The sequence below is a fragment of the Pseudoalteromonas rhizosphaerae genome (genome assembly GCF_028885455.1).
Classification (GTDB): domain Bacteria; phylum Pseudomonadota; class Gammaproteobacteria; order Enterobacterales; family Alteromonadaceae; genus Pseudoalteromonas; species Pseudoalteromonas rhizosphaerae.
In genome coordinates this window covers 2,681,818-2,702,601 of the sequence record NZ_CP118496.1, presented here as the reverse complement: position 1 = coordinate 2,702,601, position 20,784 = coordinate 2,681,818, and the positions used below count along the sequence as shown (strand labels likewise).

General features: G+C 40.3%; 19 protein-coding genes. All 19 read right to left on the bottom strand.

Annotated features, from left to right (window positions below):
* Window positions 1–3: 3 nt before the first annotated feature.
* Window positions 4–933 (bottom strand): class I SAM-dependent methyltransferase, encoded by a 930-nt coding sequence (locus tag PVK79_RS11505; RefSeq protein WP_257325639.1) that lies wholly within the window; start codon window positions 931–933, stop codon window positions 4–6.
* Window positions 926–2,926: an excinuclease ABC subunit UvrB gene (gene uvrB / locus PVK79_RS11500; protein WP_145240732.1), complete on the bottom strand. Its 2,001-nt coding sequence runs from the start codon at window positions 2,924–2,926 to the stop codon at window positions 926–928. The genes PVK79_RS11505 and uvrB overlap by 8 nt, the downstream gene beginning before the upstream one ends.
* The gene (locus PVK79_RS11495) at window positions 2,923–4,302 is read right to left on the bottom strand and encodes an MATE family efflux transporter (protein ID WP_145240731.1); all 1,380 of its coding nucleotides are present in this window, start codon (window positions 4,300–4,302) and stop codon (window positions 2,923–2,925) included. Before PVK79_RS11495 ends, uvrB begins: the two co-directional genes overlap by 4 nt.
* An 849-nt stretch (window positions 4,303–5,151) precedes the next feature.
* Entirely contained in the window at window positions 5,152–5,778 is a 627-nt protein-coding gene (locus tag PVK79_RS11490; RefSeq protein WP_257325638.1) for a KilA-N domain-containing protein, read from the bottom strand.
* A 94-nt stretch (window positions 5,779–5,872) separates the two neighbouring features.
* Complete coding sequence (locus PVK79_RS11485) at window positions 5,873–6,463, bottom strand: hypothetical protein (protein WP_257325637.1); 591 nt, start codon at window positions 6,461–6,463, stop codon at window positions 5,873–5,875.
* A gap of 92 nt (window positions 6,464–6,555) precedes the next feature.
* Entirely contained in the window at window positions 6,556–6,966 is a 411-nt protein-coding gene (locus PVK79_RS11480; protein WP_257325636.1) for a Mor transcription activator family protein, read from the bottom strand.
* Window positions 6,967–6,982: 16 nt separating this feature from the next.
* Complete coding sequence (locus tag PVK79_RS11475) at window positions 6,983–7,876, bottom strand: Mu-like prophage major head subunit gpT family protein (protein ID WP_257325635.1); 894 nt, start codon at window positions 7,874–7,876, stop codon at window positions 6,983–6,985.
* On the bottom strand, window positions 7,873–8,742 hold the full coding sequence (locus PVK79_RS11470; RefSeq protein WP_257325633.1) for a phage protease: 870 nt from the start codon (window positions 8,740–8,742) through the stop codon (window positions 7,873–7,875). The genes PVK79_RS11475 and PVK79_RS11470 overlap by 4 nt, the downstream gene beginning before the upstream one ends.
* A gap of 105 nt (window positions 8,743–8,847) precedes the next feature.
* Complete coding sequence (locus PVK79_RS11465) at window positions 8,848–9,102, bottom strand: hypothetical protein (RefSeq protein ID WP_257325631.1); 255 nt, start codon at window positions 9,100–9,102, stop codon at window positions 8,848–8,850.
* Window positions 9,103–10,015: 913 nt separating this feature from the next.
* Window positions 10,016–10,393 carry a hypothetical protein gene (locus PVK79_RS11460; protein ID WP_257325629.1) on the bottom strand — a complete coding sequence of 126 codons (378 nt, stop codon included), beginning with the start codon at window positions 10,391–10,393 and terminating at the stop codon, window positions 10,016–10,018.
* Window positions 10,345–10,917 (bottom strand): hypothetical protein, encoded by a 573-nt coding sequence (locus tag PVK79_RS11455; RefSeq protein WP_257325628.1) that lies wholly within the window; start codon window positions 10,915–10,917, stop codon window positions 10,345–10,347. Before PVK79_RS11455 ends, PVK79_RS11460 begins: the two co-directional genes overlap by 49 nt.
* Window positions 10,917–11,093 carry a hypothetical protein gene (locus PVK79_RS11450; RefSeq protein WP_257325627.1) on the bottom strand — a complete coding sequence of 59 codons (177 nt, stop codon included), beginning with the start codon at window positions 11,091–11,093 and terminating at the stop codon, window positions 10,917–10,919. The genes PVK79_RS11455 and PVK79_RS11450 overlap by 1 nt, the downstream gene beginning before the upstream one ends.
* Before the next feature lie 76 nt (window positions 11,094–11,169).
* Window positions 11,170–11,394, bottom strand: a complete 225-nt coding sequence (locus PVK79_RS11445) for a hypothetical protein (protein WP_138561860.1) — start codon at window positions 11,392–11,394, stop codon at window positions 11,170–11,172.
* Window positions 11,387–13,222 (bottom strand): hypothetical protein, encoded by a 1,836-nt coding sequence (locus tag PVK79_RS11440; protein WP_257325626.1) that lies wholly within the window; start codon window positions 13,220–13,222, stop codon window positions 11,387–11,389. Before PVK79_RS11440 ends, PVK79_RS11445 begins: the two co-directional genes overlap by 8 nt.
* Window positions 13,223–13,243: 21 nt before the next feature.
* Window positions 13,244–13,534, bottom strand: coding sequence for a hypothetical protein (locus PVK79_RS11435; RefSeq protein WP_257325625.1), 291 nt, complete (start codon window positions 13,532–13,534; stop codon window positions 13,244–13,246).
* Window positions 13,534–14,496, bottom strand: a complete 963-nt coding sequence (locus PVK79_RS11430) for a hypothetical protein (protein ID WP_257325624.1) — start codon at window positions 14,494–14,496, stop codon at window positions 13,534–13,536. The genes PVK79_RS11435 and PVK79_RS11430 overlap by 1 nt, the downstream gene beginning before the upstream one ends.
* 3 nt (window positions 14,497–14,499) lie before the next feature.
* Window positions 14,500–16,638 carry a hypothetical protein gene (locus PVK79_RS11425; RefSeq protein WP_257325622.1) on the bottom strand — a complete coding sequence of 713 codons (2,139 nt, stop codon included), beginning with the start codon at window positions 16,636–16,638 and terminating at the stop codon, window positions 14,500–14,502.
* A gap of 25 nt (window positions 16,639–16,663) precedes the next feature.
* Window positions 16,664–17,026 carry a hypothetical protein gene (locus tag PVK79_RS11420; protein ID WP_257325620.1) on the bottom strand — a complete coding sequence of 121 codons (363 nt, stop codon included), beginning with the start codon at window positions 17,024–17,026 and terminating at the stop codon, window positions 16,664–16,666.
* Window positions 17,023–20,709 (bottom strand): tape measure protein, encoded by a 3,687-nt coding sequence (locus PVK79_RS11415; RefSeq protein WP_257325618.1) that lies wholly within the window; start codon window positions 20,707–20,709, stop codon window positions 17,023–17,025. Before PVK79_RS11415 ends, PVK79_RS11420 begins: the two co-directional genes overlap by 4 nt.
* Window positions 20,710–20,784: the final 75 nt, after the last annotated feature.

Here is a 20,784-nt window from a genome sequence, read left to right as displayed (position 1 = left end):
AAGCTAAACTTGAGCCGTTTTATAGACCAATGCTTTTAAGCTACGGTCGCTATCAACATCAACAAAACCATGGGTCGGCGCTAGGCGCTCTACAAATTCAATCGCACCTTGAGTGTGTTCGTCTATCAGCGCTTTAAATGACGCTTCACTTAGCTCTGGACTGTTAGCACATAACAGCAATTGAGTATGGTCATTGAGCAGTTCAGGTAAGCGGCGCAGCACTTTTTGATAATCTTTAGTTAAAATGAAACTGCCTTTTTGAAAGCTTGGCGGATCAACAATAATTAAATCAAAAGGGCCAGCCTTTTTAAGTTTACCAAACGACTTTAATATATCGTGCGGTAAAAAGCTCACACTGCGGTCAAAGCCATTAAGTTGATGATTTTGCTTACCGGTGCGCAGTACCCCTTTATTCATATCCATGTTGATCACACTATCGGCACCGCCACGCATTGCAGCAACCGAAAACCCACAGGTATATGAAAATAAATTCAATACCTTAGCGTGTTTACTATGGGCTTGCACAAACTCCCGACCACGGCGCATATCCGGGAATATACCGGTATTTTGACGGCTCATTAAATCCACTAAAAACTCACTGTCACCTTCTTTAACACTATGCGGGCTCGGTAATTGACCAAATAACAGTTTATTTTCAGTTTGTTGTCCGGCGCGTTGTTGAAATACCAACGAGGTGATTAATTCTTTAGCGTGTTGTTGTGCCCATTGCCAAAGCTGCTCACTTAATTGCGTTAGCGTTTGTGCGTCAACGTCGTCGTACGACACTAAAAATAAACACGGTGGGTAAAAGTCGATATTTAGATGACTCAAATGCTCAGTAGTGTGACCGCGGCCATGAAACACACGACAAAGTTCATTGTCTGCTAAGGGCGCACTTTCAAGTGCTGTAATAAGGGGCGTAAAATTATGCATTTTTAATTAACTGTTGTTGTAATTCATGGATTTCATCACGAACGGATGCGGCTTTTTCAAATTCTAAATCACTAGCGTATGCATGCATTTTGGTTTCGAGTTGCTTAATTTGCACTGCGATCTCTTTTGCACTGAGCACTTGCTTACTTTGTTTTCGGATCAGCTGTAAATTATCTTGTGGGCCGGCTCGCTCACCAACATCCATAATGTCAGTAATTTTCTTCAATAAGGCTTGTGGTTCAAGGCCATGCTTAATATTGTAAGCGTGTTGAATATCGCGGCGACGCTGAGTCTCATCAATAGCTTTGGCCATTGATTTAGTGACTCGATCACCGTATAAAATTGCCCGACCATTTAAGTGACGAGCCGCACGACCAATGGTTTGAATTAATGCGCGAGCTGAACGTAAAAAGCCCTCTTTATCAGCATCGAGTATTGCAACTAGCGATACTTCTGGCATATCTAAACCTTCACGCAGTAAGTTAATACCCACTAACACATCAAACACCCCAGCGCGAAAATCACGAATAATTTCGACCCTTTCAACGGTATCGATATCCGAATGCAAGTAACGCACTTTTACATCATGTTCAGATAAGTAATCCGTTAAATCTTCAGCCATGCGCTTAGTAAGTGTGGTTACTAGCACGCGTTCATCAATTGCTACGCGTTTATATATCTCTGACAATAAGTCATCAACTTGAGTTGCCACTGGGCGTACTTCAATTTGTGGATCTAGTAATCCTGTGGGGCGAATAACCTGCTCGGCAATATCATCTCCACAACGTTCAAGTTCAAAATCCCCCGGGGTTGCTGATACATAAATTGTTTGCGGTGCTATGGCTTCAAATTCTTCAAAGCGTAGTGGCCGGTTATCCATCGCCGACGGCATACGAAAACCGTATTCCACGAGATTTTCTTTACGGCTACGATCGCCTTTATACATAGCGCCGATTTGCGATACCGTAACGTGAGATTCGTCAATAATCATTAACGCATCTTCAGGAAGATAATCAAGCAAGGTTGGCGGTGGATCGCCCGGCGTGCGACCAGATAAATATCGGCTGTAGTTTTCGATGCCAGAGCAATAACCAAGCTCGGTCATCATTTCAATATCGTATTGTGTACGTTGTGCCACGCGTTGCTCTTCGACCAGTTTATTAGCACTGAGTAACTGCGCACGACGGTCTTTTAACTCAGCTTTAATATGCTCAACCGCATCAAGAATTTTATCTCTGGGTGTCACATAGTGCGTTTTAGGGTAGATAGTTGCGCGGACTATGTGTTTTTCAACCGCGCCGGTAAGCGGGTCAAAAATACTTAGCCGTTCTATTTCGTCATCAAACATTTCTACACGCACTGCAAAAGTGTCTGACTCAGCAGGGAATATATCCACAACTTCACCGCGAACCCGATACGTACCGCGGCTAAAATCAATATCATTTCGCGTATATTGAATTTCAGCTAGTCGGCGCAGCATATCGCGTTGATCAACTTTTTCGCCCACTTTTAACAACAGCATCATCTTCATGTATGATTTTGGATCGCCCAAACCATATATGGCTGATACTGATGCCACTATAATTGTATCCCTACGCTCTAATAGCGCTTTGGTAGCACTTAGGCGCATCTGCTCTATGTGTTCGTTTATCGAGGCATCTTTTTCAATAAAGGTATCGCTTGCAACAACATACGCTTCTGGCTGGTAGTAATCATAATACGAAACAAAATATTCAACCGCGTTGTGCGGAAAAAACTCTTTCATTTCGCCATATAACTGCGCTGCTAAGGTTTTATTATGCGCCATAATAATCGTTGGGCGATTCAAATCATTGATAATATTAGCCATGGTAAATGTTTTACCAGTACCTGTTGCCCCTAATAATGTTTGATGAGCAAGTCCGGCTTCTAACCCTTCACATAACTGCGCAATCGCGGTGGGTTGATCCCCCGCAGGTTTAAATTTAGATACCAGTTGAAAATGGTCGCTCATGCTTGGCACTCCTGTACAGCTTGGTTACTGATCATATTCAGCTCTTTGATAAACCATTTATAAGCTATTATTGCAGTAAATAAATTACCCAGCGCTGCGCCGATCAGCAAGCCTGGTAAACCGGCATATAAATTACCGACATAAGCAAATGGAATATAAAAAATAAATAATCGGATCACACTTAGAATTAATGCATTCATTGGTTTGTGTAAGGCATTGAACGACGAATTAGACAAAATAATTATCCCTTGCAAACCGTAACTTAACGGCAAGGTAAAAATAAATAATTTGATCACATCGATAACCATCTGCTCTTTACCAAACAACTCACTGATCACTCCTGAAAATGCAATGAGCAGTAAATAAATAATAAACTGCCAAATCATCACAAATTTTAATGTTGTGGTGTACGCCTCTTTAACACGGTTAAGTTTACCAGCACCAAAGTTTTGGCTAATAAACGGCGGTAACGTCATCGATAAAGCTAACACCACCAGACTGGCAATTGATTCAATACGACTGCCTACGCCAAAAGCAGCAACAGCCTCAGGTCCATGATGGGCAACCATGGCAATCATCACCGCCATTGCAACTGGTGTTAACATATTTGCACCTGCCGCTGGCAAACCAATTTTAAGAATTTTTCGAATAGAGCTTAATGGGGTTTGGTTATTTGCATTTAGGCTCAGCAAGCCTTTTTTTACTGCTAGCAAATATAAAATAATGACAACGGCTACCGACCATGCGATGACGCTGGCAATCGCAGCGCCTTTAATGCCAAATGCAGGAATTGGCCCAAAGCCAAAAATCAATACTGGGTCGAGCACGGCATTGATAAGCCCCGCGCCACCCATCACTATGCTAGGTGTTTTGGTGTCACCGCTGGCACGTAACACTGAGTTACCAACCATAGGGGTAATTAAAAATACACTGCCTAAAAACCACACACTCATATACTCATGGATCAGCGGCAACACTTGCTCCCCTGCTCCCAGCAATTTAAATATCGGGGAAATAAACAGATAACCAAATAGCGATAAACATACCACCATCACCACTGCAATTAATAATGCGATGCTGGCGTCAAAGCGTGCTTCTTCAATATTATTACTACCCAATGCCTTGGCAATAACCGCTGACGTACCGATACCCAAACCAATAGCTAGGCTGATCACGGTAAAGGTTACCGGAAAAGTAAAACTGACAGCAGCTAATGGCTCAGTTCCCAATAAGCTAATAAAAAATGTATCGACAATATTGAACATCATTAACGTGATCATGCCGAAAATCATCGGCACAGTCATTTTCTTCAAGGTCGGTACTATTGGATCGTTTAATAAATCGGGAGCTGAGTTGCTCTGCAAAGTTGCGCGCATGGGAATAAATAAACCTCTTTTATTAAGCGTGGTATTTTAAAGCATCAGGGCTTTTCAAGCCACGCATTTATCAAGTGATTATAAATTGATTACAAAAACGCCTAAAAAACCATAGAAAAGTGTTCTTTTTACGTGTTTAGCGATGATTTCACTTCGAACCTCTACTAAAAACAATAAAAATACATTTTTATAACCTTTATCACAAAAACATCGCGACTGGTGCTGCATTTTTACACAAAAATTGCGCTAATCGAATCGTTACGAATAAATTTACTCATCAACGAAGCTCTTTTCAGCTTATTTTTTCAAGTCATTGTTTTAAAATGAGATAAAAAAACTGTTTTAAATGCTTGATATCCTCACAGTGCCCTAAAAATATGGCTCTGCCAACGTTCTTAAAGTTTCATAAACAGAGTTATCCACAGAAACCGTGGATAACTCTTGCAAAGCCACGTTAATAAAGGCGTGCAAAGGGGCGGCTTAAACACGCTAACGGCAATGTTGGCAAATACTAACTTTAGACAATTTGAGTTAAATAGCTGTAGCCGACGACCTAAAATGATAATTAACACGGATTTAAATGATAAACCCTTTTTTATCATCTATCCCGCGCGATGTAAGATGATAAACGATGGTCAATAAAAAAGCGCCAGCTCAAAGGGCGCTTTTTGTTTCTAGTTTCCCAAACCAGATAAACAGTTCTAAAATTACATTTAAACAACCTAAAAACACTCTAAGAGCTAATAACCTCTTCATTACACGGCAACGTTAAGGCTAAATAAACAAAGAGCTTAAAACCTCATACAGTTCCAAATTTATCAAGTCATGCACAAAAAACACACAAAGCTATTAATTTAGAGACTTTTCGAAAACTATTTTATAAATTTCTTTATCACTTAACCCTTTATTGTGGAGAGATATTATTAATTTTACAGTATCTAGATCAAAGTCTGATTCTTTAGAGGTCATTGTAAAATAAGAGCTAAGTAGTTCGTTATTATGTGTTAAAGAGCTTATAAGTTTATCTTTGTACTCATTAATAACTTTTTCATAGGCAAGATTTTCATGAATCAAACTCATATATGAGTCCTTATCAACATTGATTTTTTCACGTTCCGCGCTAAGCAATATCTTTGTATTCAAAAACGCTTGATTAACTTCAAGTTGAAAACTCGGACTTATCCAACCAGCATAACTGATAGCTATTAGCTGATGTCCATAAGTACCTCTATCAGTACCTGTTTTATATTGAACGATGACATCATGATTATTGTTAGGGTCATAATCTTGACCCTTTTTAGAATTAAGGTCATTAGACAACTGTTTAACTAAGGCTTTAGCTGTTTCTTGTTCTAGCCATCTATTTGGAGCTTTGTGCTTTGCAGCACTACTAAGATTATATAACGCATTGAGACTAATATAATTATTCTTATCTGTTGGAATATTAAATCCAGAAATTACAATGTAGCTAGACATAGAAACACTTTAGATTAATCACATATGTGTAATTATACATAGCATAAAAAAACAACTTATGCACACATTCGAGTGCATAAGTCAGAGCTAATACCTAAGCTTCATCCCACAGGTTAAGAGCATCTTTTTTTACTAGTTTTTTATTCGCGTCTTGGATTTCCCTTAGTTTCTTCTGATAAACCTCGTGTGTTTTAGAAAAGTCTTTGATTAAAGCAAGGGGCTCTCCATCTATTGGTGCTGCATATCTATATTTAACAATACCGCCCTCTCTACTCCAAGTATCAGTATCATCTAAATCGTATTCTAAAAGTAGTGAGCCTAATGGATGGAAAAGCTTTTTAACCGCATTACTCAAAGGGTCTGGTACGCGATTACCAGACATAAAAAAAGAAGGAGAACAATCCTCATCTAGAAATTCTTCTCCGTAACACCAAATTGAATCATCTTGTAGTATAGTCTCACATTCAGAATCAAGTGAAGCCAAAAGATAGTTGAACTTTTCCTTGATTGGCTTTAACCCCTCAACTCCAAGACTAGAAACTTTCTCGGGGTTTCTTGATACTGCCCCCCTCATCCAACTCTCAGCCTGAGCTTTAATAGATACCTTCAGTGATTCAATTATCTCACCTCGTTGCAGCTCCAATTTGTCAATTAATAGTTTAATATCTGGATCAACGTTACTCATTGTATGTCCCTTTAATTAATTACATTTCAATTGCATATTTTCATTATAAAAACGCTTTGTAAACAATAAAAAATTAATTAAATTTATGAGTATCAACTAATTTCTACACCTTGCTTCCGCAACATTCGATGTAACTCTCGTTGATTACTTATAATCTCCTGAACTCTGCGAGTGGAAAGTCCGTGCTCTAGCGCTAAAGCATTAGCATTCGAGCCGTCAAAATTTTTCCATATTGCTATATTACGCAAAGGAATAGTTAACCGTGTTGGCTGCGGTAAATAATAGTCTCTGCCGCCCATATAGTGGCTTAAACTAAGCAATACAGCATTTACTACACTAGCCTGTTCATTCAAATTAAAGCCCTTCAATGCCTCATCAATAACACAATGAAACGCTAGTAAATTTGCAGGCCATTTACTCATACAAGCTGCGCGATGCTGTTCAGGTAATTCACCTAAATTAGTAGCCGATTGTTTAATGTCGATTCTTTGTGAATTTTGCATTACACACCTAATTTAATTAAAGGTAAGGACAAACAAGAATTTCAACAGAGTCAAAGTTAATGTTACTTTCACCATTTGCTAAGCGTTCTTTTTTTACCACATCATGGGCGAGCTGGCGTAATGATGGAGGCACAACCAATACATTAGGTTTGATTCTCAAAGTGCGCCCTGAATCACCTTTCAGCCCTAGCATTCTTTGGTAAACTTTATTGAAGTTTTCAGGCGTTAATGATTCATTTGATTTAGAGGCCAGTTGCCAAAAACCATAACCAGCATTACCACGAGCACGAATACCATATAAATATTCATCTTTTAAAAACACATGTGAATCAGAATCATCAACTGTATTTTGTATTGCGGGTTTAATGCGCTCTTGCCATAAAAAAGGTTTTAAAACTCTTGTTGTATCAAGTAAATACCACGCTTCAAACACTTGAGCAGGGTCAGTTGGATAATCGTAGTTAGATATGTTTACTTGTTCTCCAATTGTATGATCGGTATCAAAGAAATTCTGACCATCTAAACACAGTCTGGTGTGCCCATCTTTTAATAATGCAAAGACATGATCATCTGGGAACTCTGACGCTTCACGCCCTAAATCTTCAAATAATATACCGTATTTGCCGTAGTCATTATCTTCAAAATCAGTACGTTTAACTGCTATTGATGTTTCAAATAGCTTGTTCTTAATTTCGTATTCATATTCATTAAGCTTTGCTAATTGACGGTCACCTACCCACTCTTGAATTGCAGGAATTTGACCTAAAAAGCCGTAGCCTGTTGATGATGACTTTGACGGAACAACCGTTGCCACCTTTATATAAAATGGCTCTTCATTGTGTGAAAGCCCTTTATCGAATCGTGATGCAAAGGCTGTTGATGCTTCTTTTAAGTTTGTACCAGTAGTCATTTTTGTTCCTTAATTTTTTTATAAAGTTCAGGCTCTACACCTACCAATTTACAAGCTTCAAGCTCGCCATTTGATAGGCCTAAGTTATTTGTATGTTGTAGCTTGGGAAGGGATTTTGTTTGGTGCGAGTTTAAATGAACAAAGCCAAAACCATTTAAGCTAAGTTTACTTACAATTGATTCAAAGCATTGTTTACCTAGCACTTTTCTCATTGAGAGAAATTCAGGCTCACAAGAGCGAGGAAATACGTATTTACCTATTGCTTCCTCAACATCCAGCGAACAACTAGCTAACTCGCTTGCTTCATTTTTTTGCCGTAAAGCGGCTAATATTTCATTCGGATTGTTTGTATCTAAAGACATTAAACTTGCAATTTCATGTGCAAAAGTAGAGGTATCGACCTTTAGTTTTTCTGTTTTAGTGCTACAAAATGCAGCCATTTCGAGCGCGGGGGTATTTGTGAGGCCAACGTTTACAATTTTAGTAATAACTTTATTACCAGCAGTGTCACTTGAAAGGCTAAGCAAAGGAGAAAGGTAACGATACTCTTTATTTTCAATCAATTGCGTAGCTGGCTTTGTCCATTCGACCTTACCCCAGATACCATCGTCACGTAGCTCTAACGCCTTAACCCAACCAGCAGCAGGCTTTATATGCTGGTTTTCATCTCTAATGCTGTGCTCATAATCTACGCTCATTTCAACGTTTTCACGCATAGAGTTTTGTATAACTAATTCGGGTTCACTTAATGTGAATTCACGACCATCAGCGGTGCTTATTTCAGGCCCAATTGGGAGTAACTGAACCCATAAAGGCAATGTATTTTGAGATAGTTTAATCTCTGAGGAAAGTTGTATTTGATTCACAATAAAATATCACTTGTTTGTATTTTAATGTGATATTACTGATTAGAAGGAATGTATGTAATACGCGAGGTTTCCAGAAAGCACGAAACCTCGCGGGGTTTATTTTTAGTGGCTTGAGAGGGAGATAGCCTTAGCAAAAGTAACATCTCTTACTAAGTTTATAGCTAGCATTAGTGTGTATACTTCTTCACTTGAAAACTCGGGTAACTTCTCAGACAAAGCCATTGATAGCTTTGTGACATCTTGATTTAACTGCATTAAATCAGGCGGAGTTGAGTATGACCCTAACGAATTTTGAATTACATCCTGAATTGGATCAAAATATTTTATTTCAAATGGTAATGTTGTTGACTTTGACATAATGGTAGTTCCTTTTTGATTTTTAAGAGGTGCCACCATTACATGAGGAGTGACGGGACTCACTCTCGGTTCAAAAAGATACCGCCGCCAATATTCCCACAAGGGTATTGTATTTTCAGCTGTCATCCCGTCATAATTTAATTAGATCTATGCCAAATTTCAGGCATAAAAAAACCGCTTATGTAACGGGTGCGGAAACCGCTTTTTGATTTTGAGAGACCTATAGTATGGTGGTAAGCTCTAATACTTGTCAATAAATAAATACATAATTAAGCATACAAATTTGTATTTATGGGGAGTTTAAGCGCTTGTAGTGTACCTATTTAAAGCGCGAAATTAAGTGCATACATAATTACTTTGCATGCATAATTATGTATGCATCCAATTATAAATAAAAACAGATAAATTAAATTTAAACAATTGATTTGAAAAGGATTAACATTAAATTGTTACACTTTATTTTTTTGATCGCACTTCGCGCTTTAAACTGCGAATGATCGCACTTTAAAAAACAAGGCTTTTAAAGCTGTTTTAATTACATTAAAAGGCTTTGCAAACGTACTCTGTAAGCCTGCTCTAGGATTTAATGGCAAGATTTATCAGTTATTTATTTACTCATGTTAAGCCGTGTTTATCATTTTTTCGCACTTTCGTTTATCACTTTTTCGCACTTTTTAAGATCGCACTTAATTTTACTTAAACTGGGCTTAAACCCTTATTTCTCCCGCGTTTTCCCATCTATTCCTATCTATTCCCTGTTTATCATTTAGATCTGTTAGTTACAATAGCTGTAGCCGCCGACCAAAAATGATAATTAGCACGGGATTAAATGATAATTCATTTTTTATCACTTATGGCGCGCGGGCTAAGGTGATAAACGATGGTCAATAAAAAAGCAGCTTTCGCTGCTTTTTTATTCGGTGGTAGTCTTTGCTAACTTGAGTAGTGCAGAAATAGGTTGAGATAGGTCTTCGCCTGTCTCATATTGCCTGTCTATAAGCTCCTCAGCGCCCCTAATCAGCTCAATGAACTCACCGCTAGGGTTATTAGTAAAGTGCTTCAAATGAGACGTACGGCTCGCTAGCTTGCGATTACGTACTAAATCTACAATATCCTTTGGCACACCTTCTTGACTTAATAAACCGCATAACTCAGATAACGATTCATCAGTTATCTTTTGCAAATGCCTTTCGGGTATTTTTACCATCGCCTCTAACATATAGAAGCGATAAGAGAAAACGCCTAAAGCGACAATGCCGCAAAGCAACAACAATACAATAAGAACATCCATACTAACTTACCTTTCAACTCGCCTCGGGACAGCAATGCTAGTGCAAGAAACAATAGATTTGCATTAATCCCTATGCTGTAAACATCCCAAAGTAACCAACTATCGTCACTGTATTCGTTTGGCCTACCGCTGAGATTCAACCCTGAAATGTTACGATCAATGAACATTACGGTGTTTAATAATGCATTTACAGCCATTGTTATAAACACCAGTTTAACTTGAGGTTTAAACAGCACACCTAGTAACCAATGAATAACAACAACAAAAAATGCCTGTAGAAGTGACAAAAACGCCCATGCTAAATACCAAAAGTATATCTGCTTATCTACGTCTAAACTGCCTACAAGCTGACCATGAAACAGATCCCCTAAAGCTAAACCAGTAGCCATTACTCCTGCTGATATAGCGATAGAAACGCGTTTCGGCCTTGAATATAGAGCCACACAAAATGCAACAATATACGCAATTAACTCAACCTTGTTTATAGAGTAGCTAAAAACAAGATCGAGTATTGATACTTGCATTACAGCGGTTTTTTCTCTTTTGGTGGATGTCCGCCGCCGCCGTTCATTAGTTTCATTTCTGATTCTAATGCTGCTGCAAAATCAACTTTCTGTTCCGTTGTTGGTTTTACCTGCGGTTTGTTTTGCTGCTGCAATGCGTTTGTATTAGATAGATTGATAGAATTATCAATTTTCATATTTAAACTCCTTTATTATTAAATATGGACGCAAAATTTACATTAACGTCTCTACTCTTACAACAAAACAGTACATTTACACTTCAATTTCAGTAAAAGGTAGTAGAGGTGCAGCGCCTACTATGCGCCCATTTTCTACATATACCGCACCAGTTTGAACACTATCACCTAGTACAACACTTTGGCTGCTGTCGCTGTACTCGACTAAGGTTGTGCCGTTTGTGTTAACTGTGACGATGTTCGCTATTGTGCGTTGGGTTTTGTCGAGTACTGAGCCGAGTCGGTTTAGTGTGTTAGACATTGCTGATCACCTGTATTGTTTGGCTAACTGTAATAGCGCCTTGGTCGCTGATACTGGCGTTAATTGTCATGCTGTCGCAGGTCGCTTTAAATACTGAATCTGTGTAAGTAATGCCAACTAACATACCAGGGCGGATTGGCGGTAAGTCGTCTAAAAGCTTGGTTCTAATTGTAGTGCTTTGTTTGTTACCGCTGTTAGCCAGCTCACACGTTCCGCGTTGGCGTGCTGCTTGATTATGTGTGATTAGCGTGTCTACAACATCATTTGCAAACTGATCGCCAAGTGTACCCGCACGTTTGATTTTACACGCTACGCCTTGCTGCTCACCTCGTACAAATACTGCGTTATGCTCTTGGTTGATGGTTTGGCTAGTGCTGTGCTCAAGTATGATTGAATCGTTAAGGATCACATCACATATTGCATTGGCTGTGTCCCATGGCATAACGGGCCATGCTGGGACTACTGAGACAGTTTTAGTTGCGTCGTTAATATCGAGTATTGCGCCAACTGATTTAGCCACACTTAACAGTGCCGCAGCGGGGGTTAAATTTGTATAAGTAAACGCGCCTGTAGGGATTGGATAATCGATCATTTTATTGTCGAGTGACCAGCCAGTATTTACCAAAATATCAGACATGATCCCCGCTAAGGTTTTTGCAGTTGGGTTGGCGTAGTTTGTAGCGCGAGCGTAAGGGTTAGATAGTAACGCAAAACGACTGCGACAACTTGCGCTATAGCTAGCATTTGCAAAACGGTTGCTAGTGCTTGGCTGCTCACAAATGACATAAAATTCATAGCCATTTAACGAGATTTTGAGTTCTTGGCCCAGGGCGCGCTCAAAGTCGATGCGTGAGCAAAATTTAATATTAGCTGTAGCGCTAAATTGGCCGCGAGATATTGAGTAATTAACGCTGTTGATTAGTATCTTTAAATCGTCTGAAACACGCACACAATTAATGGTTGGCTGCATGATGTATGTATTCCTTAGCTGGGGTTCTATGGGGATTTTGCGATCAATGGTTGGTACGTCATCATCACCGCGCACTAAGCCGCCCGGTAAGCCCCAATAGCAAACTTTGTCGGGGTTGTTAAAGCGCATAACCAAACGGCCGTTTTGAACTGCTGCTGGCGATGTAAACTCTAAATTGACATAGCCCTTGAATGGATGATTACGCCAATAACAAATGTATTCTTTATCAGTTTCGCCGTAGTGTATTACCAGCTCACGTGACTCTAATAATGGCTTTACATGCCAATGCAACTCATGCGCTGTTTTTAGCAACTCAGAGCTGTTCCAGTGCTGTTTAAATTCGGTATGTTCAATATCTAACTGAGTTAGCCAGTTAAAATCAGCTTCGTTGTATTCAATCGCCGTAATAGTTTTATACGGCATTTGAATGTAGTTTGATACGTAGCCGCTGTTGCCCCATTTTACAACGTTTTGCGCTGTGATTAATGCGGTGGTTTGCCAGTCAAAACTAAATGCCACAGGCGTTAATTCTGCGTTGCTAAAAGCCGTTTCAAACTCAGTTTTAACAGATTCTGTTTGCCATGCTAGCGCTTTACCTTGCGTGATTAATGGTGGGTTTAACCAGCTTAAACCTGATTCGATACCAATGTTAGCTTGTAAAAAAGGTAGCGTTGGATCAACTGGCCCAGTGTCATCACCAAAACGTATTGTTAAAGGTGATTGGTTTATTGCATACGGTTTGGTAAATCGCATCACCAACGCGGTATCATTGCCAACGACATCCATGTCATTTTGATAACTTAATTGAAGAGGCGATTTATTAACGTTGTAAAGGTTAATAAAACGCAGTTTATTCATAATTAAAATCCATTTATTGAGCTATAAAACTAACGTTACAGCATCTATTTGTTCAGCTTGAACATGATCTAAAATTGCCGCGTTAAACTCGCCATTATCATCCAAAATAATACACATCAAGGATGCGTTGAGAGAATATGAAACAGGTAATATTCTTGATACTTTCCCCGATACTCTTTGATGCCAAATAAGTGTGCCGCTACTACGTTCAAAAATTTGTAACCTTTCTGCGGCAGCATCTGCGTCTATTTCTAACAATGACTTTGGTAGGCTAAGTGATGGCCAAGCGTTTATATGAGAAAAAATATGCATTACCATTCCTCCATGTTAATCCAGACAGCCGAGGCTGCATTATTCGTGCTCGGGATATTAAAATAATCAACGCCATTTATTTTTTTTATAAAATAAAGTAATTCATCATAAAACCCTGTTTGCTGAGAAACATATAAGCCCGGAATAAGTCCGCGTATCAGTGGGTTGGTTACTGAATTGTTACTTTCAGCATAAGCATCATTGTGATAAGCAGAATTTGAGATTGTCAAATAATTTGGTGATAAAAAAGTAACCTCGGGCGTTTGCTTCTTTATAACACTGTCTAGACTGTTATGCCGACCATTCCCTATAAGATTAACAATCGAGCAGTCAACCTGTTGAGGTGGTGAATCCATTGTGTATGTTCTAATAATACGACCCATAGAACTATCAACCATCTGCCCAGATATATACTGAGCTGACGCTGGATTTGTATGATCACTGCCACTGTGCCCTCCCCAAAAAATAAATGTATTCTGATCGCCGGGAGTAAACGGCTTAAAGTCACCGACAAAAAAAACGGGGTATGTTGTATAGACTAAATTTGCCGGTTTAGTTTGGTTTTCTCTTTTATTAACAAAATAAAATGCTGCATTAGTTCCAATGATCATCCATTCTTTAAACGTACCACTATAATTTGTTCTGTATAATGAATATTGACTTGGCTGAACCAAATTATCAAAGTCGATGAATGACTGACAGCACTGCATCTTTATTTTTTCACCTGCAATATCACCACCAGATTCTGAACCAAATACAAAACTGCCGCCCGAACCCGCATTCATAAACGATATTTGATTTAATGGACTTTCATCTTGAACTTGCCAGCCAAGTCCTTGTTTTTCTCCATAACCTTCAACTAAGCACTTTTTAAATAGATTAATATATTCAGTAGGTTTGCCATCTACTATTTGCGGTGCGCCTGCATCATCCCATCTATAAACTGTTACTGGTGTTGCCATTATTTAGTCCTTATTTCCGCGAAATGATAAAGTTGAATTGTCACGCACTATTTCTGAGTGCCCGGGTGATACTGAGCGCGTAACTATGGTTGGTTTACTGGCAGCTAGGGTTTCAAACAAGAATGCTTCACCGGGGTTTAGTCCTGCACCAAATGCCTCTTTACGTAATATAAAATACGGTGCGCCTGCGAATGAATTAATCGGCGCACAGTCGTTTAGCGTATCGCTGCTGTAGATATTACCGACTGATTCACCGATGACGTTGTAAGCCGTGGTTGATGTAAACACGATGGCCCAGCGCTGGGCTATTGCACCAATGTTAGTTAGTTCAAGTGGGTATTGAGTGGTGTTGATTGCACTTGATGCAGCTGCACCAAAATCACCAAAGTTGTTTTGCCAAGCCGCTAATGTTCGCTCGTCCTTAGTTTGCGCTTGAAAGTCACCAAGCACTTGCACACTGCTCACTGTTGCACCAGCGGGATAAGCGCGGTTTAGCGGTGTTAGTAGGCTTAATGTGTTGCTGTCGATTGCGTCAATTAGCGCTAATTCTGACTGTATAGCAGTGATAATAAACGGCGGTGAAAATGCGCTTATTCCCGCGTTTATTGTAATGTCACCTGTTGCAGAATCGTAGCTGTAGTTATCATCAGTTACAGACCACAAACTAGCACCTAAGCTGTCAACAATATCGATAAAATCAGCATCAGCTAAAACGGTAATTGTTTGGCCGCTAGTTAAGCTAGAAGATGCTGTGCGTTCACGGTTCTGTACGCTGATTGGGTTGAACGTATGGAATATACGCACCGTGCCGTTATTCGGTAGCGTTGATGTATCAAAGCCACCCGGCGGCGCGGGTACTGTGGTTACTTCAATTTCGTCATAGTCAAAGCGAATTGAGTCTGGCTTAACATCTTCACTAAATGCTAAATCTACATAGCCCGTTGCGCTTACTGTACCCGTGCAGTTAGTACCTGTGATATTACCACTTAAATCGCTAGACGCTGAGAACGTGGCACCCGCTGCGGTTTCAAACGTAATATAAACCGAGTCACGCGCAAAGTTACTGCTCGGTAACTGCCAGCGCTTAGCATTGATTGTTAACGCACCTTTTTGAATTAATGCGCCAAGGTTTTCGGTTACTGTGCCGTTATAATTAACGCTATCAATTTCTGTGATTACGCCAGTATCATAATCAATTGTCGCAAACACATAACCGCCTGAGATAAAACGGCCTTGGCTATCGTCTTTATATACTGTTTCGTCACCCGTTTTTTTGAGCTTAGCCGAGCCTTTTAAAACGGTTTCACCAGCGCCCAATGTGATTACTGTACTCGTTGTAAATGAATGAAACCTAAAATCTTGATTTGATACATAGTAAAGCGTGAAGTATTGGTCTTTAGCCACGGCGGGGTTCAATTTTGCACAAGAGAATGTACCATTTTTATAAAGCAGTGAATTAAGTTCGCCAGTGCCAGCATTAATTTTAAGTGTTTTAACACCTCTTATCACGTTGCTTGGCTGATCCAAGTAGCTTGTGTCGTAATACCAGGTGTATTGATACTCACCATAAAATGTAGGCTCAGCTTCTAAGAAGTCCTCAACGCTCAGGTTTATTTCTGTAATTTCACCGTAGCTTAAAATGCGCTGGGTACGGTAAATACTAAATGGCTCTGAATCTGGTTTAAGTCCTATCTTTGTATTAACTGTGGTAATACTTGGCGTTAGCGTACGTGTGATTGACTCTACTGTTAGCTCTTGCCCTTGTGCGTCAACTGCACCAGTCATTAAGCTAGTGCCGTGAAATTTAGTGCTAGCAAGCCCAAGATAAGGCAGCATTTCTGCAACTGTGTCGGTGTCTTTTAGGTCTTTAGCTTCAACGAGTAACACATTGACTAACGGGTCGTCTGGTTGGTCGCTTAAGAATATGTGAGCGTCTTGCAAGCGGCTTGAATCGTCTGTGCTAAGCGCTGGATATAATTTAACGAGATCAAATGATGATCGCGCATGGTCAATGTCACTGATTGAGCTAAACACAGCGTTTAATTTACCGCTAACAATTGCATTGCTTGTGCGGTGGCCGCCTGCGTGTGGCTCGTTGCCAATACGCTGCGGTTCAAATATTTTTAAATCGGTTCTTTTCATTATATTTCCTATTATAAAAAGCGCTTTAAACAGTTTTTAAACGTAAATTTATATTTTGAAAATGTGCAGGGGCGGCATCTGCAAAATGCGTATGCGGCACGGCTTCAACAGCTTTTTGGCTGTGGTCCCACACGACATTAAACACAGTGCCGCGTATGGTTATTTCAAACGCGGTGAGGGTTGTTTGTGCATGCTCATGCAATGGTGTAAATACGCTAGCGTCTTCAAAATCACTGTATAAATTAATTGGGCGGCCTGCGGGTATCGGTGTTTTTTCAATGTGCTGAGCGCCATTAAGGGCGCGTTCGGTTTGCTCGGCTACTGGCAAATAATCAAACTCATTGAGCCAAACAAAGTTATCCAGGCTTTGTGCATTTATTAAAATCATTGGGTGTTACTCAACTGTTCAAGTTTTTGTAAAAATTGCTCTTCAAACTCAGCTAATAAACTGGCCGATTGGCCGCCAGGCAATGCAAGTTCTAACCGGACGGTTTTGCCATTGCTCGGCTGTTGGCTTTTAAGCATGGTGATCAATTCACGCACAGCAGCTGTAAGGCTGTTTAAATCGCCGTTAGAGGCGTTATTACTGGGCGTATAATTGTTTGTAGGCGGTGTATAGCTTGGCGTTGATGTAGGCGTATACGTCTGTACTTGCTCAACTGCTTTTTGAGTTGTGCTTTGCGCTTTTATCGCTTGCTGTTGTGCGTTAATAGCTGCGTTTAATGTGCTCTTTTGCTCACGCGTTAGGTATGTAAGCTGCTTATTGATTTTGTTGTATAACTCAGTCAGCGCTTTGCTACTGCTTGCATTATCAATCTGGCCGCTAAATTTACTAAATTGTGTATTTTGAGTATCGGCATAGGCCCGGCGTTCGCGTTCTTCGTTGATCTCTTTTGAGTCTAAATCGTATGCACTGCGGCCGTTCTCTTCCTGATAATCAACTACATCACTTACGCTGGCACGTTGCGATTGATTGTAACTATTTACACTGCTCGCAGCGCGATTTGCTGAGGCTGCTATTTGCTCTAATTCTTCTTTTTGCTCACGTAATGATTTAGAGGCTGATTCATTCGCTTTAACCTGTTCACTAGTGGCTTGCGTGCCAGCTCGAGTGGAAGCAGTGGCCGCATCTTGTGCGCCTTTAAAGTCACCCAGCAGGTTATTTACAACGCTTAATACATCGCCTAAGCGTTGTTTTTCATAGTTGTATTGCTGCGCTGTTAAATTGCCCGCTTGATAACGATCATTTAAGCGCTCAAGTTCATCTGTTAAGCGGCTATGTTCGCGTTGTAATTCACCTAAACTTTTAAGCTCTAGCTGCTGAACGCGCGTTAAATCACTTGTTTGGTTAGTTAAGCGCTGTTGTTGAATGGTCAGCGCGGCTTGCGCTTGGGCTTTTTGCTCAGCGGTGGCCGTGCTGCTCGCCATTACTTGCTGATTAGTTTTTATTGCGTCGCGGGTTTGCTCTAACTCGCGGGTAAAGCGGTTTACTGCATCGCTGTTTGTGTTATTTACTGGCGCTAATTGTTTTGATTTTTCAATGAGGTTATCAAGTTCTTTAGTTAACCCGAGCGCAGCCGCTGTGGCCTGTATACTTGCTGGCACAGTTCCTTTGGTTGCAACTGCTGTATCAATGGCAGCTGCCGCCCACTTTGTATATGCTTGTTCGAGCTCATACACACCGATTTCATTATTCTTATAAGCTTCTAGTAGGGTTTCATAAACTTGCTTGGCTTGTTCTTCAGTAGACTTTAACGAGTCACTTGTAACAATACCTGCCTTACTCATTATTACGCTAAGGTCTACAACTGCTTGGCCTGCTGTTTCAGCTACCGTATTAATATTTGCTTTTTGAGCTTCTGTGCTTGCGGATACTTGTTCATTTGTTGCTTTTACAGTTGTTTTTATAGCTTCAGTACTGGTTTGTGTTAGCTGCTCCCATGCCGCATTTAAATTTTTACCGTCCTCTAAAATTGATTCATAAAAGCCCTGGCTAACAGCCTTAAGTGCATCTGCTTGGAATTGTGCTTTTTGGGCTAGTTCGTCAGCGCCCACAAAATCAAGTACGCCCGCAAATGCATTTGTCATTGATGATGCATACTCAACCGCCGCCATAGCGACTGTTTTAATACCAGCAGTAAAACCATTGAAAACAATTCTAACGGCCCCTACAACGCGCTCAGCCCCTGAAATAAAACCGTTTATGTTATCGAGTAATACCTTAAATGATTCACCGCCATCGGTGATGATACTACTGAAAAAAGCACTGATTTTTTGAGCGGCTAAATCTATGCTGCCATCTTTCACTAGACGGTCAAATTCGCTATTGAGTTGCTTCATAAAGTCAATAGCAACTTGATACACGCCCGAATCAGCCATTTTGATTTTAAAGGCTTCCCACTTATTACTAATAAGCGTGACTTGGCCGCTTAATCTTTCAAGGCTCAACGCAGCTTGGCCGTTTGCTTGTTTACCCATTTCGTCAAACAGGGCTTTCATGGTGGCGCGACTGAGCTGACCTGACTCTGACATTTTTTGCAGCTCAATAGCGTTTTTACCGGTTACTGTTGCAAGCAAATCCCATACTGGCACGCCGCGTTCAATTAATTGCAGTATTTCTTCTCCCTGCAATTTTTGCTTAGCCCAAGCTTGACCAGCAGCAAGAATAATACCTTCTAGTTTTTCTTGTGAGCCACCCAATTTGGCGTTGTAATCAACCAATGACTGCATTGCACCAGCCATCGGATCAATGCCAAAGGTTTTTAACTTGGCAAACGACAACTGGGCGCTTTCTAAGCGAGTGCCCGTTTCGTTGGCAAAGTTTTTAATCCATGCTGTTGCTTGCTCACCAGCGGCAATACTGCCCATCATTGCGGCCATTTGCGCGCTAAATGATTGCGCTCTATCACCCGCAGATAAAACCCCTAATACACTGTCTTTTAGCTTATCAAGGCCAATATAAGCACCCGCCATTAAAAGCAGGTCTTTGGTTACTTTTTTAATACTAGAGCCAAATCCATCAGCACTTTTTTCAGTATCGTTTAGGGCTTTACGTTGTCTTTCTAAGCGAGTATTAACATTATCAATTGCTATTTTTGCGGCAACTTGTTGCTGATCAAGCTGCTTGGTTTCAGCGCTTAAGTTATTTAAATCCTTACCAGTAGCCGTTAACGTAACTTCAAGCTGCTTAAACTCACCTCGGTTTTTAACGATGGTGGTACTTAGGCTATTTACCGATGTTTGCGCTTCTTTTACGTTTAAATTGTATTCAAGTACTTGCTTGGCCGTGGCTTGCTGGCTTGTTTTAAGCTCGTTAAGTTCAGTTTGCTGTTTTTGGATTGCTGCGGTGTATTGTGCGCTGTCTGTGGTTGCTTCTTTTTGTTTTTGTGTAAGCGCTGCAAGCTCAGTTTCTGCTTTTTTAATACTCGCTATATAGTCAGTATCAGCTTGTTTAGCGGCTTTTTGCTTGGTAACTAGTTCAGTAAGCGACGTGCCAGCACGTGTGTAAGCGCGTTCGTTTTCTGCAAGCGATTGTGATAATTGCTCATAACGAGCAATAGCGGCTTTTTGAGCCTCAATATTACCTAGTTGATCGGTTAATATTTTACTCGCAGCTTCTAGCTCTTTAATTTTTTTATTTGTTTTTTGAGCACTGTCGCTTACGTTATCTAAGTTCTCGCTGTACTGCTGTGCCTTGGGGGCCGCGTTACTTGTGCTTTTAGTCGTATTGTCTATTTCATCATTGAGCTTTTGTGTGTTTGGTGCAGCCGTTTTAGTGGTGTTTTCAAGCTCGTCTATTGAGTCTGTCAGCTTTTTAGCTGCGGGGGCTGCTTTATCTGTGCTGGTGCTAACGTTGTCTATTTCATCACTAAGCTGCTCAGTTTGAGGGGCAGCTGATTTGGCTTTTTGCTCAAGTTCATTAATTAAATCACTGAGGTTTTTTGTAGCAGGATTAGCCGCATCGGCGCTTTGCTCAATATTTTTAAGCTCTGTTACAAGCTGCTCAATATTTTGCTTGCCTGTTGCCTCAGCAACTATACGTAGGGCTAATTCGAGTTTTTTATCTGCCATGGGTTCAACTCAGTTTAAACAGTGTTTAAATGGGGGATAAAAAGGCTCAAGGGCTGAGCCTTTTGGTACGAGGTA

Bases quoted from the DNA above. Each gene is read 5' to 3' on its own strand.
- PVK79_RS11505 (WP_257325639.1), bottom strand. From the start codon at position 933: ATGCATAATTTTACGCCCCTTATTACAGCACTTGAAAGTGCGCCCTTA.
- uvrB (WP_145240732.1), bottom strand. From the start codon at position 2,926: ATGAGCGACCATTTTCAACTGGTATCTAAATTTAAACCTGCGGGGGAT.
- PVK79_RS11495 (WP_145240731.1), bottom strand. From the start codon at position 4,302: ATGCGCGCAACTTTGCAGAGCAACTCAGCTCCCGATTTATTAAACGAT.
- PVK79_RS11490 (WP_257325638.1), bottom strand. From the start codon at position 5,778: ATGTCTAGCTACATTGTAATTTCTGGATTTAATATTCCAACAGATAAG.
- PVK79_RS11485 (WP_257325637.1), bottom strand. From the start codon at position 6,463: ATGAGTAACGTTGATCCAGATATTAAACTATTAATTGACAAATTGGAG.
- PVK79_RS11480 (WP_257325636.1), bottom strand. From the start codon at position 6,966: ATGCAAAATTCACAAAGAATCGACATTAAACAATCGGCTACTAATTTA.
- PVK79_RS11475 (WP_257325635.1), bottom strand. From the start codon at position 7,876: ATGACTACTGGTACAAACTTAAAAGAAGCATCAACAGCCTTTGCATCA.
- PVK79_RS11465 (WP_257325631.1), bottom strand. From the start codon at position 9,102: ATGTCAAAGTCAACAACATTACCATTTGAAATAAAATATTTTGATCCA.
- PVK79_RS11460 (WP_257325629.1), bottom strand. From the start codon at position 10,393: ATGGATGTTCTTATTGTATTGTTGTTGCTTTGCGGCATTGTCGCTTTA.
- PVK79_RS11455 (WP_257325628.1), bottom strand. From the start codon at position 10,917: ATGCAAGTATCAATACTCGATCTTGTTTTTAGCTACTCTATAAACAAG.
- PVK79_RS11450 (WP_257325627.1), bottom strand. From the start codon at position 11,093: ATGAAAATTGATAATTCTATCAATCTATCTAATACAAACGCATTGCAG.
- PVK79_RS11445 (WP_138561860.1), bottom strand. From the start codon at position 11,394: ATGTCTAACACACTAAACCGACTCGGCTCAGTACTCGACAAAACCCAA.
- PVK79_RS11440 (WP_257325626.1), bottom strand. From the start codon at position 13,222: ATGAATAAACTGCGTTTTATTAACCTTTACAACGTTAATAAATCGCCT.
- PVK79_RS11435 (WP_257325625.1), bottom strand. From the start codon at position 13,534: ATGCATATTTTTTCTCATATAAACGCTTGGCCATCACTTAGCCTACCA.
- PVK79_RS11430 (WP_257325624.1), bottom strand. From the start codon at position 14,496: ATGGCAACACCAGTAACAGTTTATAGATGGGATGATGCAGGCGCACCG.
- PVK79_RS11425 (WP_257325622.1), bottom strand. From the start codon at position 16,638: ATGAAAAGAACCGATTTAAAAATATTTGAACCGCAGCGTATTGGCAAC.
- PVK79_RS11420 (WP_257325620.1), bottom strand. From the start codon at position 17,026: ATGATTTTAATAAATGCACAAAGCCTGGATAACTTTGTTTGGCTCAAT.
- PVK79_RS11415 (WP_257325618.1), bottom strand. From the start codon at position 20,709: ATGGCAGATAAAAAACTCGAATTAGCCCTACGTATAGTTGCTGAGGCA.